14 protein-coding genes and 1 riboswitch are annotated in these 15,690 nt (G+C 34.1%); of the genes, 8 read left to right on the plus strand and 6 right to left on the minus strand.

Annotated features, from left to right (window positions below):
* Positions 1-111: 111 nt before the first annotated feature.
* From D1606_RS00005 to D1606_RS00025, 5 genes are all read right to left on the minus strand, one after another.
* Positions 112-747 carry a response regulator transcription factor gene (locus D1606_RS00005; protein ID WP_119413961.1) on the minus strand — a complete coding sequence of 212 codons (636 nt, stop codon included), beginning with the start codon at positions 745-747 and terminating at the stop codon, positions 112-114.
* Positions 725-1,774, minus strand: coding sequence for a sensor histidine kinase (locus D1606_RS00010; protein WP_119413962.1), 1,050 nt, complete (start codon positions 1,772-1,774; stop codon positions 725-727). The genes D1606_RS00005 and D1606_RS00010 overlap by 23 nt, the downstream gene beginning before the upstream one ends.
* The gene (gene liaF, locus D1606_RS00015) at positions 1,771-2,466 is read right to left on the minus strand and encodes a cell wall-active antibiotics response protein LiaF (protein ID WP_119413963.1); all 696 of its coding nucleotides are present in this window, start codon (positions 2,464-2,466) and stop codon (positions 1,771-1,773) included. Before liaF ends, D1606_RS00010 begins: the two co-directional genes overlap by 4 nt.
* Before the next feature lie 138 nt (positions 2,467-2,604).
* Positions 2,605-3,261 (minus strand): PspA/IM30 family protein, encoded by a 657-nt coding sequence (locus D1606_RS00020; protein WP_119413964.1) that lies wholly within the window; start codon positions 3,259-3,261, stop codon positions 2,605-2,607.
* Positions 3,262-3,275: 14 nt separating this feature from the next.
* Complete coding sequence (locus tag D1606_RS00025; protein WP_119413965.1) at positions 3,276-3,626, minus strand: lmo0954 family membrane protein; 351 nt, start codon at positions 3,624-3,626, stop codon at positions 3,276-3,278.
* 189 nt (positions 3,627-3,815) lie between these two features.
* Here D1606_RS00025 and D1606_RS00030 point away from each other — a divergent pair, with 189 nt between their 5' ends.
* From D1606_RS00030 to D1606_RS00065, 8 genes are all read left to right on the plus strand, one after another.
* A complete protein-coding gene (locus tag D1606_RS00030) occupies positions 3,816-4,904 on the plus strand; it encodes a metallophosphoesterase (protein WP_119413966.1) in 1,089 nt (362 codons plus the stop codon).
* A 112-nt stretch (positions 4,905-5,016) separates the two neighbouring features.
* Positions 5,017-5,844: an undecaprenyl-diphosphate phosphatase gene (locus D1606_RS00035; RefSeq protein ID WP_119413967.1), complete on the plus strand. Its 828-nt coding sequence runs from the start codon at positions 5,017-5,019 to the stop codon at positions 5,842-5,844.
* A 279-nt stretch (positions 5,845-6,123) separates the two neighbouring features.
* Positions 6,124-6,843, plus strand: a complete 720-nt coding sequence (locus tag D1606_RS00040; protein WP_119413968.1) for a response regulator transcription factor — start codon at positions 6,124-6,126, stop codon at positions 6,841-6,843.
* Positions 6,833-8,191 carry a HAMP domain-containing histidine kinase gene (locus D1606_RS00045; protein ID WP_119413969.1) on the plus strand — a complete coding sequence of 453 codons (1,359 nt, stop codon included), beginning with the start codon at positions 6,833-6,835 and terminating at the stop codon, positions 8,189-8,191. Before D1606_RS00040 ends, D1606_RS00045 begins: the two co-directional genes overlap by 11 nt.
* Positions 8,178-8,867 carry a PepSY domain-containing protein gene (locus tag D1606_RS00050; protein ID WP_158582293.1) on the plus strand — a complete coding sequence of 230 codons (690 nt, stop codon included), beginning with the start codon at positions 8,178-8,180 and terminating at the stop codon, positions 8,865-8,867. The genes D1606_RS00045 and D1606_RS00050 overlap by 14 nt, the downstream gene beginning before the upstream one ends.
* 84 nt (positions 8,868-8,951) lie before the next feature.
* Positions 8,952-10,265: a PepSY domain-containing protein gene (locus tag D1606_RS00055; protein ID WP_158582294.1), complete on the plus strand. Its 1,314-nt coding sequence runs from the start codon at positions 8,952-8,954 to the stop codon at positions 10,263-10,265.
* 223 nt (positions 10,266-10,488) lie between these two features.
* Positions 10,489-10,665: riboswitch (cobalamin riboswitch) on the plus strand.
* Positions 10,666-10,847: 182 nt separating this feature from the next.
* Positions 10,848-13,061, plus strand: coding sequence for a ribonucleoside-diphosphate reductase subunit alpha (locus D1606_RS00060; protein ID WP_119414060.1), 2,214 nt, complete (start codon positions 10,848-10,850; stop codon positions 13,059-13,061).
* A gap of 14 nt (positions 13,062-13,075) precedes the next feature.
* Positions 13,076-14,116: a ribonucleotide-diphosphate reductase subunit beta gene (locus D1606_RS00065; protein ID WP_119413972.1), complete on the plus strand. Its 1,041-nt coding sequence runs from the start codon at positions 13,076-13,078 to the stop codon at positions 14,114-14,116.
* A gap of 57 nt (positions 14,117-14,173) precedes the next feature.
* On the opposite strand, the gene D1606_RS00070 is transcribed toward D1606_RS00065, so the two are convergent.
* Complete coding sequence (locus D1606_RS00070; protein ID WP_119413973.1) at positions 14,174-15,364, minus strand: MFS transporter; 1,191 nt, start codon at positions 15,362-15,364, stop codon at positions 14,174-14,176.
* Positions 15,365-15,690 lie beyond the last annotated feature (326 nt).

Below are 15,690 nucleotides of genomic sequence, written 5' to 3' on the forward strand. Positions count from 1 at the left end.
AATTATCTATTATTTAATGGAAATAGTATGGAAAGTGACGGCTGATTAGGGTGTAATTTACCTATTTGCTTCCGCAGTAGCGGGGAAAAGGAAGTCCCTATTAGGTATAATTCACTTAATAGGGACAAGTTGGTGGTTAAATGCATAAACGACAGCCTGAGTACGATCTTGTACTTCTAATTTTGAAAGGATATTACTTACATGAGTTTTTACAGTTTTTAAAGCGATATATAGTTCATCTGCAATATCCTGATTGGTCTTTCCTTGAGCCATCAATAAAAGCACTTCTTGTTCTCGGTCAGTTAAATCTTCATGAAGTGGTTTTTCTTTATGGCGCATTCGTTGCATCATTTTATTTGTTACTTCTGGTTCTAAAATCGGTTGTCCATTATAAGTACTTCGGATAGCATCGGCAATTTGTTTTGCATTTGTTGTTTTTAATAGGTAACTGATTGCACCAGCTTCTAGGGCAGGGTAGACTTTATCATCATCCAAGAAACTAGTGACAATCATTATTTTAGCTTCTGGCCATTCTTTTATAATAGCCTCTGTTGCTTCGGAGCCAGACATGATAGGCATAACCATATCCATTAAAATGACATCCGGACGGTGTTGCAGAGATAAATCGACGGCTTCTTGACCATTTGTAGCTTCAGCAACAACAGTCATATCAGACTGAGCTTGTAAGTATGCTGAAACACCAATGCGTACCATCTCGTGATCATCAGCTAATAGAATTCGAATCATTTTTTAATAACTCCTTTTCTACTGGAATTTGTATTTCAATGACAGTACCTTGTGATGGAACAGAAACAATTTTACAGGTACCACCAATTTCAACAGCACGTTCTTCTATATTATGCAAACCGTAGGAGCCTGCTTTCTCATCAATCGTTTCAAAGCCAATACCATTATCACGTACTCGGAAGATGACACGTTCATTGCGCTCCACAAGCAATAATTCTAGTTCTGTTGCTTTTGCATGTCTTAATGTATTAGACAAAGTTTCTTGAGCAATTCGGAATAAATGATCCTCGGCACCTTTTGAGAGATGTACATCTTCAAGACGGTATTTAATCGTAAAGGTTACTTTTTGCTGTAACTCAATAAGCAAGTCTTCTAAACCTTTTGAAATCGATTTGTCTTTTAATGCTGCAGGACGAAGGTGTAGTAATAATGCTCTCATTTCAAGTTGTGCTTGTTGTACGATTTGTTCAGTTTGAAGTAGAGTTCTTTTTGTGTCATCTGACAAATCTGCTGAAACTGTTTCATTCACTGTTGAAAGTAACATAGATGCAGCAAAAAGTTGTTGGGAAACAGAATCATGTAGTTCTCTCGCCAATCGTTGTCGTTCTTGAACAATGCGTTCTTGAATAATGAGATCTTGGTTGACAGCTTTATCATTGGTCATTTTTTGTAAACTTTTCCGTTGCGTACTGATTAATTCTTTTGTAGAAGTTAATGATTTTTGTAAGCTAGCATTAATCTCGAATGTTTCAAGCGACTGATTATCATTTTTCACTGCATTTTGTAAGGCTAATTCGAATTGTTGTTCTTTTTGATGTGTTAGAAGGAGACTCCAAGTAGCAATACAAACGCTAAATAGTAAACATAAAGAAATGAATAAAACAACAATTGGTAGATTCCAGTAGCGTGATACCCAAAGACCTTCCCATTTAGATAACGTATTTCCATATAAAAGAAAGAAAATAGCTGTTAATAAGATTAGTTCAAAAAACAAGGTTGTAAGTGTACGAGTTAGAAATTTTGTCATTGACGAATCACCTCAACATCTCCAAATAATGTTGATACGGTGATGATTAGTTCGGTAGATGCCTCTTCTATTAAATCATACCCATCTCGAAGTGTAATTGTGTCATTCCAAATTCTAGGATAAGCATTGCCGAAACATTTAGCATCTCCAACAAATGTATTATAGTGGAGTCGAACAGGGATTTCGTATGGAACAATAATCCTGACTTTCCCAAATCCTTGTCGAATAGAAATTAGGGAAGTACCTTTTGGCAAAACAGTTTGAGTTGTATCAATATACAAATCACCTACAAAACTTTGAATATGCACATCTTGCCATTCGTAAGATTGAAGTGGTGTATTTTGAAATGAAAAAAGTTTATTTTTAATAGGTTTCGTAACAGATTGTTGTGTAACTGGCTTAGAAAATGATATATGGACAGGGTCGCCTTTTTTCATCTTCCATAACACATACAATAATGTGGCTACAACAATGATACGTAGACTCCACATAGATGTGAGTGCAATCGCTATACATATGACGCCAGACCAAAAAAGCCATTTTCGTCTTTTGCGCATACTTATATAAATGAAAAATGCACCAAGAACAACAAACATAATGCTGCCGTTTTCAAAAAAGGTTGATTCCGTAAAAATAAGCAGGAATGCAATAAGAGTTAGCATTGTGAGTTTGTTCGTTGAAAACTGCGTCATAGATGTCCCTCCTTTAAACATTTCGCATAATCTGATGTAAGACTGACCTAACTGATGGGAGTTTCATTACATATAAGGGAAAAAAGAGAAGGTTTCCCTTCTCTTTTTAAGTATAACGGTAGTCCTCTAGAAGTCTAGTTATTGTGGTGATTCAAGAGTTTCTTTTTTTGTCATTTTTTTCTCAAGTTGAGCTAAACGTTCTTCCATAGAAGTAATTTCATGTTGCTGATCAATTTTTTGACCAAGACGATCAATGTAATTTTCCATTTCTTCAAATGTATCAAGTCTATCGTTAATAGAGCCTGTTGTTTCTGGATGAAGGATATGGTCCATTTGGTTATGTGCTCGAACGACATTCTCCTTTCCCATTAGTTGTAGTTGACGGAGTTTCATATCTTTAATCTTATGTTTCATTTCTTCATATTTGCGTTCTAGCCCAAATAACTCTTCGGTTGTTTTATCTATACTTGTTTTTATAATGATACTGCGTTGTTCATAGGCAGCCATTTCTTGTTCTGCAAAACCGATTAAGTCTTGTTCACCACTTAGCTTTGCTAATTCTAATTGAGCTTTACGTTTGTTATGCATTTCATTTGCAACTTCAAGTTCTTTTTCAAGCTTTTGTTTTAAAGCTCCTTGTCTTTCTAGCCATTTCCCAGTTTCTTCTGTTTGTTTTTCTGCTTCGCGAATGTATTGGTTTAACATCGCAATTGGATTTTTTTCTTCTTTTTTGTCAAATAGACGATTCAAATCCGCCTCGATTGTATATTTCAAACGTTGTAGTAAGTTCACCATGTTGGTCCCTCCAATTATTTAGATAATTCGTTCCATTGATTTTCAAAGTTTGTAAATGGATCCTCTGATTTTGGTGCAACAAATGATTCGCTAGAAGAACTGCCCCATTTGTGTACGATGTACCACAAGATAGCAATTGCTGCTAAGCCGATAAATCCTGGAATATTTGCAGTTGCTGTCAATAAACCAGCAATAGCAACGAGTGCCCACACAACTTTTGCGAATGTGGAGTTACTTTTCAAATAGAAGTGCACTCCTGCATAAAGAATAGCTGCTGAAATGGCTAGTCCTGATAAAGCTCCTAAAGAGCTTAGAATTGTGATGGCTGCTATAATACCGATGATCAATAAACCAAATTTTTTCATTGGTTATTTCCTCTCCCTTCGTTTGTATTTCTATCATAAGAGGAAATTGAATTTCTCTAAACGGTCTGGAAATTGATTTTTATCTAAGTCTAGAGGCTGAGCCAATCTAAGACTAGTTATTGTTTGTATTTTTCTATCCATTAAATGTAAAATACTTACATATGATATTAAAGGAGAATATATTCAATAATGAAGAAAATAATGGCAGTTTCTATATTTTTCATTTTATATAATGTAGTTGTCTTTTATCTTGGTTGGAATGTTTACCATTGGTTGCACGGTGCTTTTCATGTAAGTAATCCACTGGTATTTTCAGCTATCTGGCTTTATATGGCTTATAGTATTATTCTTAGCAATATCAATGAGCAGTTTCGAATTACAAAAGTAGTAAGTTGCTATTGGCTGATTGTAATGGAATATGGATTATTATTATTTCCAATCGCTAATTTATTGTTATGGTTTTTCCCCTCATTTCATATGATTTGGGTAGGGTATGTAATATTTAGCATTTTTGCTTTAATCATTATATTTGGATCATACATGGCATACTCACCGATAATACGTACAAAGACAATTCAGATTAGAAAGTATAGCAATGAAAGAAAAAAATATCGTATAGTGATTGCTTCTGATTTTCATCTTGGAATCTTATCGAATAAGAGACTATTACAAAAGTTTGTTTCACGTTCAAATGCTGCAAAGCCGGATATTGTATTTCTTGTAGGAGATATCGTAGACGATCATCCATATTGGTATAAGGCATATCAGATGGATGAAGTCATGAAGACATTAAAAGCTACATATGGTATTTATGGTGTACTAGGAAACCATGAATATTATGGCAAACAGATTCCGCTATTTATAGATGAGATGGAAAAATCAGGCGTAAAAATTCTACAAGATGAAACAATTTGTGTAGCAAATACGTTTTATGTAACTGGAAGAGAAGATAAAACAAATAAGGATCGTAAATCTTTAGAGCAATTATCTAAAGCTGTGGATGACCAATTTCCTTGGATAGTGATGGATCACACACCTTCGGATTTAGAAACACCTGTAAATCTTGGAGTAGACGTGCATCTCTCTGGACATACCCATTTGGGACAAATGTGGCCGAATCAATGGATTACTCGTAAACTATTCGAACTAGATTATGGCTATCTTTTGAAAAAATCTACTCATATTATTGTTTCATCAGGTTTTGGCTTTTGGGGTCCACCTATTCGTACGAATAGTAGAAGTGAAATGTGGGTTGTAGATGTTGAGTTAGTGGACTAATCATTAATGAAACTTTAAGTTTGCTTTTTCTTTTCATATGTTATGATAGTTTTGTTTGTAATGAAAGGTAATCATTCAACAAAGTAAAATAAAAAATAATTAAGGAGATACTATGGACTTTTTAGAGCTATTAAAATCCATTATTTTAGGATTTGTAGAAGGAATGACAGAATTTGCTCCAGTATCATCTACAGGTCATATGATTATTGTGGATGACATGTGGTTAAAAACAAAAGAGTTTTTAGGAGAATCTTCTGCCAATACTTTTAAAATTGTTATTCAGTTAGGGTCCATCCTAGCTGTTGTAGTTGTCATGTGGAAACGAATGTTAAGTTTGATAGGTTTATATCATCTTGAAGGACAGAAACCACATCACAGATTTAATTTATTGCATGTTATTATGGGGATTATTCCTGCTGGTGTATTAGGGGTATTATTAGAAGATTATATCGATAGTTATTTATTTGGGATTAAAACAGTAATCATTGGATTATTTGTTGGTGCGATTTTGATGATTGTAGCAGATAAATTTGGACCAAAAAGACCTAAAGTAACTTCACTTGATGATCTCTCTTATGTCCAAGCTTTTAAAGTAGGACTTGTACAATGTCTATCATTATGGCCAGGATTTTCACGCTCAGGTGCTACAATTTCTGGCGGTGTATTATTAGGATTAGATCACCGAACAGCATCAGATTTTACATTTATCATGGCTGTTCCAATTATGGCGGGTGCTAGTGGTATTTCACTTTTAAAACACTGGGATGAGATTAACTTTGGGGACATGGGTTTCTATGTTGTAGGATTTATAAGTGCATTTATCTTTGCATTAATCTCTATTAAATTCTTCTTGAAACTTATTTCAAAAGTAAAATTAGTGCCATTTGCAATCTATCGTATTGTATTAGCCATTGTACTATCATTCTTCGTATTTATGTAAAAGGGATGCGGATAGTGGAGTTTAGATTTGACTACCGCAGGAGTAATACATTATAACGGATATTTTTTATTGAAAGAAGGGTCTGCCCTGTAAGTTTTCTACTTATAGGACAGTCCTTTTATTTTTGTTTATTATAAAGAATAAGATTATCATCTTTATCAATTGCCGGTTTATTCTCATTATATTTTCATAAAAACATGCTACGATAAAAGTAAAACTTTTAAATATGGAAATCTAAATTATTTAAAAGTTCATCACAGTAAATGGTAGGTGAAGAATTTGGCAGAACGAATTTTAATTATAGAAGATGAAGAGAAAATAGCGCGTGTCCTACAATTAGAATTAGAGTTTGAAGGGTATGAGACGGGTATTGCTTATACAGGTTCAGATGGACTTATATTATACAGAGAACAACAATGGGATCTAATCTTGTTAGACATCATGTTACCCGTTATAAGTGGGATTGATGTCTTAAAAAGAATAAGAGCTACAGAATACTCAACACCAATCATTATGTTAACTGCAAAGGATGAACTCGAAGATAAAGTGACAGGATTAGATCTCGGGGCAAATGATTATATTACAAAACCTTTTGAAATTGAAGAATTATTGGCGAGAATTCGAGTAGCATTAAGATTTCAAAAAGAAAAACAAAAAAACGATGTTAAGGACATAAAAAAAGATATCTATTTTCATGAATATGGTGGACTTTCAATGCATGAAAAAACAAGAGAAGTAAATAAAGACGGACTATCAATCGATTTAACTCCGCGAGAATTTGAATTGTTATTGTATTTACTCAAACATCCAAAACAAGTTTTAACGCGTGAGCAAATATTAGATAGGGTGTGGGGATATGATTACTATGGAGATACAAATGTAGTAGATGTATACATTCGATACGTACGCCAGAAAATAGACAAAGGGTCTAACAATCCGCTCATACACACAGTACGTGGTGTGGGTTATGTTCTAAAGGAAAAGACACATGAAACTTAAATCGAAAATTCATATATTCTCGACAATTTTAATGCTTATTATTCTAGTAATTATGACTGTCGGCATCTACTTTATGTATGAGAAAATGGCTTATGATACAGAGTATAGACAACTGTTAGAGGAATCGCAGGAACTTGTGACTTCTATTAGTCAAACTAGCGGCATTAATGATCCGGCGACAATTTTACGAGCTTATATACCTACTAATGGAGCTATTCGAATTATTGACCAAAAAGGAAAGCAACTAGTAGCTGTTCAATCTATGGAAGGTATCGAATCCTATAAACCGCAATTGAACACAAAGAGCTATCAAGTTGAAGAATACAAAGGTATAGCCATTCTCTCTCTTAATGTACCAGTTGTTTGGAAAGACGGTTCTGTTGTATATGTTCAAATTATGCAATCAATGAAAAATGTAGCGAGAACACTTTCGCTATTAAGACTGGTACTGAGTGGAATGACTATTATAGCCACGATTTTCGTCATGCTTTCAAGTATGACGCTTGCTAAAATAGTACTTCTACCAATTCAAAGATTAACAGCTACTATGAAAAGAAGTAGTCAATCAGGAACATTTGAGAAAATTGTTATACGTAAGCAAGGAAAAGATGAATTAGGGGAAATGAGTTCAACGTTTAACAATATGATGTCACAGCTTGAACAAAATTACCGTAAGCAAGAGCAATTTGTTTCCAATGCTTCGCATGAATTAAAAACACCACTTACAGTGATTGAAAGTTATGCAAGACTTCTTAAACGTCGGGGATTTGATAATAAAAAGGTAGCGGAAGAATCAGTAGAGGCTATATTAAGTGAATCTATTCGTATGACAGAAATGATTCAACAAATGCTTGAACTTGCAAAAAATAAAGAAAATGCACCTTTAAAAAAGGAACAGATTGATATATATCAATTATTACAACAGACATTACAACAAATGCGTCAAACTTATAAAAGAGAATTTTATCTTTATGGAAAAGGACCTATGTTGGTAAATACAGATCATCAGAAGATGAAGCAACTCTTATTTATTTTCCTTGAAAATGCAAGACGTTATAGTAATGACGAAATACATGTACATTTATCTGAAGAACCTTACATTATTAAAATTCAGGATTATGGGGATGGGATTGCCGAAGAGCATATTCCACATCTTTTTGAAAGATTCTATCGAATAAGTGAAGATCGAAATCGCAAAACAGGTGGGACTGGCTTAGGCCTTGCTATTGCCAAAGAAATTGCTGACCAGTTAAATATCAGCATATCAGTAGAAAGTACAGTAGGGGTAGGTACCACCATGATATTGACTTTTAATGAACAAAAGGAGGTACCAAATGAGAAAAGTTAAACATTTGTCACTCCTAACAATTATTATATTAGCTATTGCGGCGATTTTCAGTGTTTGTTTAATGTGGAATCATGAGTCTACTGAAAATAGAAAATCTACTGAGGAAGTTTATAAAAGTATTGAAACGATGTATGGTGGAGAAATTGTCTCCTTTAAAAACAATGGTGATGAGTACGCAATGGAATTATCAAAAAATGGGGCGAACTATCATATTGAAGTGAGAGCGAAAGACGGCAAAGTACTTCAGATGAAAAGAACAGATCTAGATGGTTTAAAAAAGGAAGATATTTTGTCTAAACAGGAAGTTAATCGAGTTATAAAAAATCATTATAATGGAAGAATTGAGAGTGAGCTTTTAAATACATGGCAAAATGAAATGGTGTATCAAATTCAAGTCACTGCTCAATACAAAAAACTGAATATTATTGTAGACGCGATTACAGGTGAAATTTTATCTGAGACTCGTGTTAATTTGAATGCTAAAAATACTGCTATAAGTAAAAAAGAAGCACAGCAGATTGCTATAAAGAAATTGAATGGTACGATTCAAAATACCACTTACTATGAGACAAGCAGTGGTGGATATTATTTAGTCAAAATAGAGAAAAAAGGTATAAACAAAACTTTTCAAATACACGGTGTATCGGGGAAAGTAATGTCAATTACGAATGATTAATTTTCTCACCAAAATCTAATGTTACTCTATCAGTATTTTCATTTTAGTTGTATATAGTAAATGTAACAAAAGGAGGCGGAAATGATGAAAAAGACAATCATTGCATTAGCAATTACAGGTTCTTTAGTAATATCAGGAGTAGTTGGAGTAGCAGCAAAATATTCGGCAAAACAAGACATTTTATCGTCTCAAGAAATTTCTAAGAAGGCTCTAAGTTATGTAAAAGGAAAAGTATATAAGGTGGAGCTAGACCATGAAAATATGGGACCTGTTTATGAAGTAGAAGTTAAAGGACCCAAAGCAAAATATGAGCTGAAATTAGACGCCAAAACAGGTGAACTTTTAAAAAAATCAACCGAATATTATACGACAACACTTGGTAATAAATTTATAGGTCTAGAAAAAGCAAAACAAATAGCCCTTAAATCTGTTAAGGGAACGATTCAAAAGGCAAAATTTGATAAAGAAGATAGTGTATATGAAATAGAAATTATTAAAGGAAAATACGAATATGAATTTGATATCGACGCATATACAGGGAAGATTTTAAAAAAAGAAAAAACAAAATTTTCTTCTAAAAGTGATCGAGCGATTAGTTTGAGTAAAGCAAAACAAATTGCTTTAAGTTCTGTTGATGGTGTTGTTCAAACAGCTCAATATCATCCAAGTAAAGGAATATATATAGTTCATGTTAAAAAGAATGCCAAAACATATGAACTTCATATTGATGCGGAAACAGGAAGAATTATCGATCAACAATCGAATAATTCAACATTATCAAATGCTGGCTTAAGTATTGGAAATGCTGAAGAAGTTGCCCTTAATGCAGTTGGTGGTGGCTCAATCATAACGTCTAACTTAGATAGTGAAGATGGTGTTTATGAAGTCAAAGTAAGAAACGGAAAATATGAATATGAACTTGAAATTGATGCTACATCAGGTGAAATTCTTAAACAGCAAAAAGAAGCCGTAGAATACAATTCGTTAAGTGATTCCACAGCACTGATTGGTGTGGAAAAGGCAAAACAAATCGCACTATCGAAAGTTTCTGGAACTATCTCATCTGCAACCTATGACCAAGAAGATGGTGTATATGAAGTATCAGTAATCTCGAATGGGTATGGATATGATTTTGATATAAATGCTCAGACAGGTGAGATTATTAAGCAAGAACAAGAAAAAGTTGATAACGTTACTACTAATAATAATTCATCTTATATTACGTCACAACAAGCTTCTCAAATTGCGTTATCAAAAGTAAAAGGAACTGTTACTAAAATTGATTTAGAAGATGGAGTTTATGAAGTAGAGATTAAAGATGGTACTTATGAATATGAACTTGAAATTGATGCTCAAACAGGTGAAGTTTTAAGTTTAGAGAAAGATTATGAAGATTGATAAAATAGTAAAATAACTATCCAATTCGTTTTAAGTACATGAATTGGGTAGCTTTTTTATTTTTTTTAAATGTCCTTATTCTATGCATTAAAATAGGTTGGTGTATTTTGTTTGACAAAATATAGAATAAGTTTGTCGTGCTTTTTCTTTAATTTTGCAAATAGACTTGTATTAAGTAAACACAATATGTTAGATTGTATTTATATCAAAAGCACAATATATAGTATGAAACGAAGATTGGTACCAGTAATGGTTTAAAAGGGAATTCGGTTCAACGCCGAAGCTGTCCCCGCAACTGTAAGTGTGGACAATTGTCAAATAACCACTGAGCAATGCTTGGGAAGGATGACAAATTGGATGAAACACAAGCCAGTAGACCTACCAGTATTTTCGTTACAACACTTTCTTCGGGGGTTGAGAAGTGGAAGTACATATTTCACAGCATATTTCGTATGTTTTTTGCTGTGGTTTATTTGTTTCCATTTCAATTAGAGCGATCGTTAGTCGAAGAAGACTGATGATCGTTTTTTATTTTGACTAATAAAATCATTTGTATAAAAGGAGACGACAATATTGGTAACAATGATTGATGAAAAAGAAATAGTATTGCAGCGTTTGGAAGATGAATTTGGTAAAGAAGAAATCAGTCCATTACGACGCAAACATGAACGTTTTGAAAAAAAACATCCCAATGCCGCAGAAAATGAATGGACAAAGGCACTAGCTTTAGACGCATTAAGCTTTTTAGACGAAGAAGAACCGTATTGGACATTTGTTGCAGCACGTCTTTTACTAATGGAAATTTATAAAGAAGCTGCTGACAACCGACAAGTTTCAATAGAGAATGTGTATAAAGTGTTCACTGAACATATTCATAAGTTCGTTGCGAAAGGTCTCTACAACCCAATTTTAGTGAATGCTTATTCAAAAGATGAATTACAACAATTAGCGAAAGAATTAGAACCAAAGAGAGATCAATTATTTACTTATATAGGGTTAAAGACGTTGATGGATCGCTACGTCACACGTGATTTTGATAAGAAACCTATTGAATTACCGCAAGAGCGTTGGATGGTTATTGCCATGACCCTAATGCAACAAGAAAAAGAGAACAGAATTGAAAAAGTAAAAGAAGCTTATTGGGCAATGAGTAATCTTTATATGACGACAGCAACGCCAACATTAGCAAATGCAGGGAAAACACATGGCCAACTATCAAGTTGCTTTATCGACACTGTAGATGATAGTTTACAAGGTATTTATGACTCTAACACAGACGTAGCAACACTTTCAAAATTTGGAGGCGGTATAGGTGTGTACATGGGCAAGGTTCGTAGCCGTGGATCATCTATTCAGGGATTCAAAGGGGCATCAAGCGGCGTTATTCCATGGATCAAACAACTAAATAATACAGCTGTATCAGTAGATCAACTCGGACAACGCCAAGGTGCCATTGCTATTTACTTAGATGTATGGCATAAGGATATTTTTTCATTCCTAGATTTGAAATTAAATAACGGCGATGAACGAATGCGTGCACATGATATTTTCACTGGTGTCTGTTTACCTGATATTTTCATGGAAGCTGTAGAGAATCGTGAAGACTGGTATTTGTTTGATCCACATGAAGTCCGTACAGTAATGGGATTTGACCTAGAGGATTCATACGATGAAAAACGTGGAGAAGGGTCATTCCGTAACAATTATTTAGCATGTGTTAATAATCCACTATTATCTCGAGATGTTGTACCTGCGATTGATATTATGAAAAGGATTATGCGTAGTCAGTTAGAAACAGGAGTGCCATTTATGTTCTATCGTGATGAAGTCAATCGTAAAAATCCGAACAAACATAAAGGAATGATCTACTCGTCTAACTTATGTACTGAAATTGCACAAAACATGTCTCCTACAGAATTTGAATCGGTAGAGCTTGAAAATGATATCATTGTTACTCGTCGTAAAGCTGGAGATTTTGTGGTATGTAATTTATCATCTATTAATTTAGGAAGAGCTGTTCCAGCAAATGTATTAGAACGACTAATTCCCATTCAAGTTCGCATGCTCGATAATGTTATTGATTTGAATAATATTCCTGTAAAACAAGCTGCACTAACAAACGAACGCTATAGAGGTATTGGTCTTGGTACATTCGGTTGGCATCATCTATTAGCAGTCTCAGGTATTGCTTGGGAATCGGAAGAGGCAGTCCAATTTGCGGATAAATTATACGAGAAAATCGCCTATTTAACAATTCAATCCTCTATGAAACTTGCAGAAGAAAAAAGTGCATATCCATTATTTGAAGGGTCTGATTGGCATACAGGTAGTTACTTTGAAAGTCGTGGCTATCATGATGAAAAATGGACAGACCTCAAACAAAAGGTAGCACAAAAAGGAATGCGCAATGGCTATGTAATGGCTGTTGCACCAAATTCTACAACATCTATAATTGCTGGAAGTACAGCAAGTATCGATCCTATTTTCCAAAAAAGTTATTCTGAAGAGAAAAAGGATTATAAAATCCCAGTAACTGTTCCAGATTTAAATGAAAAAACAACTTGGTACTATAAATCGGCCTATTTCATCGATCAAAATTGGACGATTAAACAAAATGCAGCACGTGCTCGACATGTTGACCAAGGAATTTCATTAAATTTATATGTTCAAAACACAGTAAAGGCGAAAGACTTACTAGCACTTCATCTAAATGCATGGAATAGCGGCGTCAAAACAACTTACTATGTTCGCTCTACATCCGTTGAATTATTAGAATGTGAATCTTGTGCTAGTTAATGGGGGAGATAAAAATGACTGAAGTAAAAAAACGTGTGTTAATGGATAAAGAAGCACCGAACCGCTCAACTAAAATTGTCAATGGCCGTTCTTCTAATATACTAAACTGGGATGATGTTCAATTTAGTTGGGCATATCCAAAATATAAAAAAATGCTAGGTAACTTCTGGACACCATTTGAGATTAATATGAGTAACGATATCAAACAATTTCCACAGTTAACAACTGATGAACAGCAAGCGTTTAAGAAGATTATTGGTTTACTAGCATTGCTAGATAGTATCCAAACCGATTATGCAGGCCGTATTGCTGATTATTTAACAGATTCAAGTCTCAACGCATTGATGATTATTTTGGCGCAACAAGAAGTCATTCATAATCATTCTTATTCTTACATTTTGTCTAGCCTTGTTTCAAAAGATGAGCAAGATGAAGTGTTCGATTTCTGGCGTACTGAACCTGTTCTTGAAAAGCGTAATGACTTTGTGATCAAAGGATATAAACAATTCGCAGAAGAACCAACTGTAGAGCATATGCTAGATTCGATTGTGTATGATGTTATTCTAGAAGGTCTATTCTTCTATTCGGGCTTTTCATTCTTTTATCACTTGGCACGCAATCAAAAAATGGTCGCAACAAGTACAATGATCAACTACATTAACCGTGATGAACAATTGCATGTAGATCTGTTTGTGAAAATATATAAACAATTGTTAGAGGAATACCCAGAGTTTAATACAGCTGAACGAGCAGAAAAAGTAGAAGCAATCTTCCGTGAAGCGGCTGAGCTTGAAATTGAATGGGGTCGAGAAGTGATAGGGGATAAAATTGATGGTCTAGATATTGAAGATGTAGAAGATTATATATACTTTTACGCAAATGTTCGTTGCAACCAACTTGGTTACGAACGTCCATTTGAAGGATATCGCAAAAATCCGATGAAATGGATCAAAGCTTACGAAGATGTGGACCTTGGCAAAACGGATTTCTTCGAGCAACGTTCACGTCAATATGTGAAAGTCAATGTTCAAGACAATGGTTTTGACGAACTATAACTCTTGATAACGAGAAAGTGCTGCACCAATTCAAGGATTGGACAGCACTTTCTTGTGTTAGTTTTCCTTTTTAATCATCACGAAAAGACAAAGAATAATAGGTAAAATGAGTAAAGCTGAAGATGCAATTCCGTAAGAGATAGAAGTGTATAATGCTATTACACCAATAATGGGGCCACCAACAATTTGTCCAATGGCATCCAATTGGCCGAACATCGACAAAGCTGTAGCTCTACCTTTTGATGCTAGTCTTTCATTGGTCATTGTACTGGATATAGGGTAATAAACTTTTCGTAAAGTGCTAGCCATCAAATATGTTATGATTGCGAGCGTAAAATATGAGCTAAAAGCAAAAATAAGTACCATAATGGTTAACAAACTATTTGTAATTAGAAGAATTACAGAATAGTTTTTATGAATGTGACGTTCTATATATTTCAAAATAATCATATTCAGCAAAAAGGTAAAGGCATAAAAAGCACCAAACCAATAGACAGATGTTTCTTCAGATAAATGGAAGTCCTCGATAAAACGTGCTCCCCATAGCCGATCGTAACCTTCACTTGCTAATCCCCATAGTACGGTTATAACTGCCAAACTTATGAGTATCGTATTGCCTCGAATTTGATTAGCACCATCTCGAATCGTAATGAATAAATGACGGATTGTCGTAATATCTTTTGAATGAGTTACTTTGATAAACTTTGTTTCTGGCATGATTAAAAACGCGCCCAAAGACAATAGGATGAGCATTATACCCGCAATAATAATCGAAATCTTGACCGAGAATAGTGTAGCTAGGCAAACGCTAATTAAAATACCTAGAAATTGCCCCAATGATTCAAACTGTGCACCTTTCAAAAATACAGAATTTAAGTCTTTTCCATTTAGTTCATCTGCGATCCAAGCTTCTTCCGCACCACTTATAAATGTCCAACCAATACCCCATAGTCCAGAAGCAATGGCAATTGACCAAAATGAAGGAAAAGTCCCTTCAAACACATGTGCAATACCAATGATTAAAGTTCCGATGAATAATGATCGCTTACGACCAAAATGATCTGCTATTAACCCTGTAGGTATTTCAAATAAAAAAATAGTGGCTTCTAGAATTGTGCCTATAAGAACAAGTTGGAGAGCATTAAGATTGGCATCTACAACATAATAGAGTGCATTAACCGTAAATACAATTTGTATGAACAATGAGCGTAAACTCGTAACAGTATAATAGATATTTTGTATCTTCAATTTTTTTCCTCCGATTAAATAGGATATCGGAGGTCAAACTCTCAAAAATTAAGACAGTATGTCCTCCGATTTAATGTTGAAAGTTTGTATGAATCTTTTCATATTCGTCACTCCTTCGATAAATTTAGAATTATTATAACATTTAAAATAACAATAATGGAAAATTTTTAATATAACTAATAACATGAATCTTAAATAAGGGAAATTTGAATAAGATGTAGTAGTTCAATATAAAAATACGCTTCTCCATTTTAATGAAGAAGCGTATTTTTATTTTAGAACACATCTAGACCATGAAATTTAAATGACATTAACTTAAGCTGATG

Source organism: Rummeliibacillus sp. POC4, assembly GCF_003576525.1.
Taxonomy (GTDB): Bacteria; Bacillota; Bacilli; order Bacillales_A; family Planococcaceae; genus Rummeliibacillus.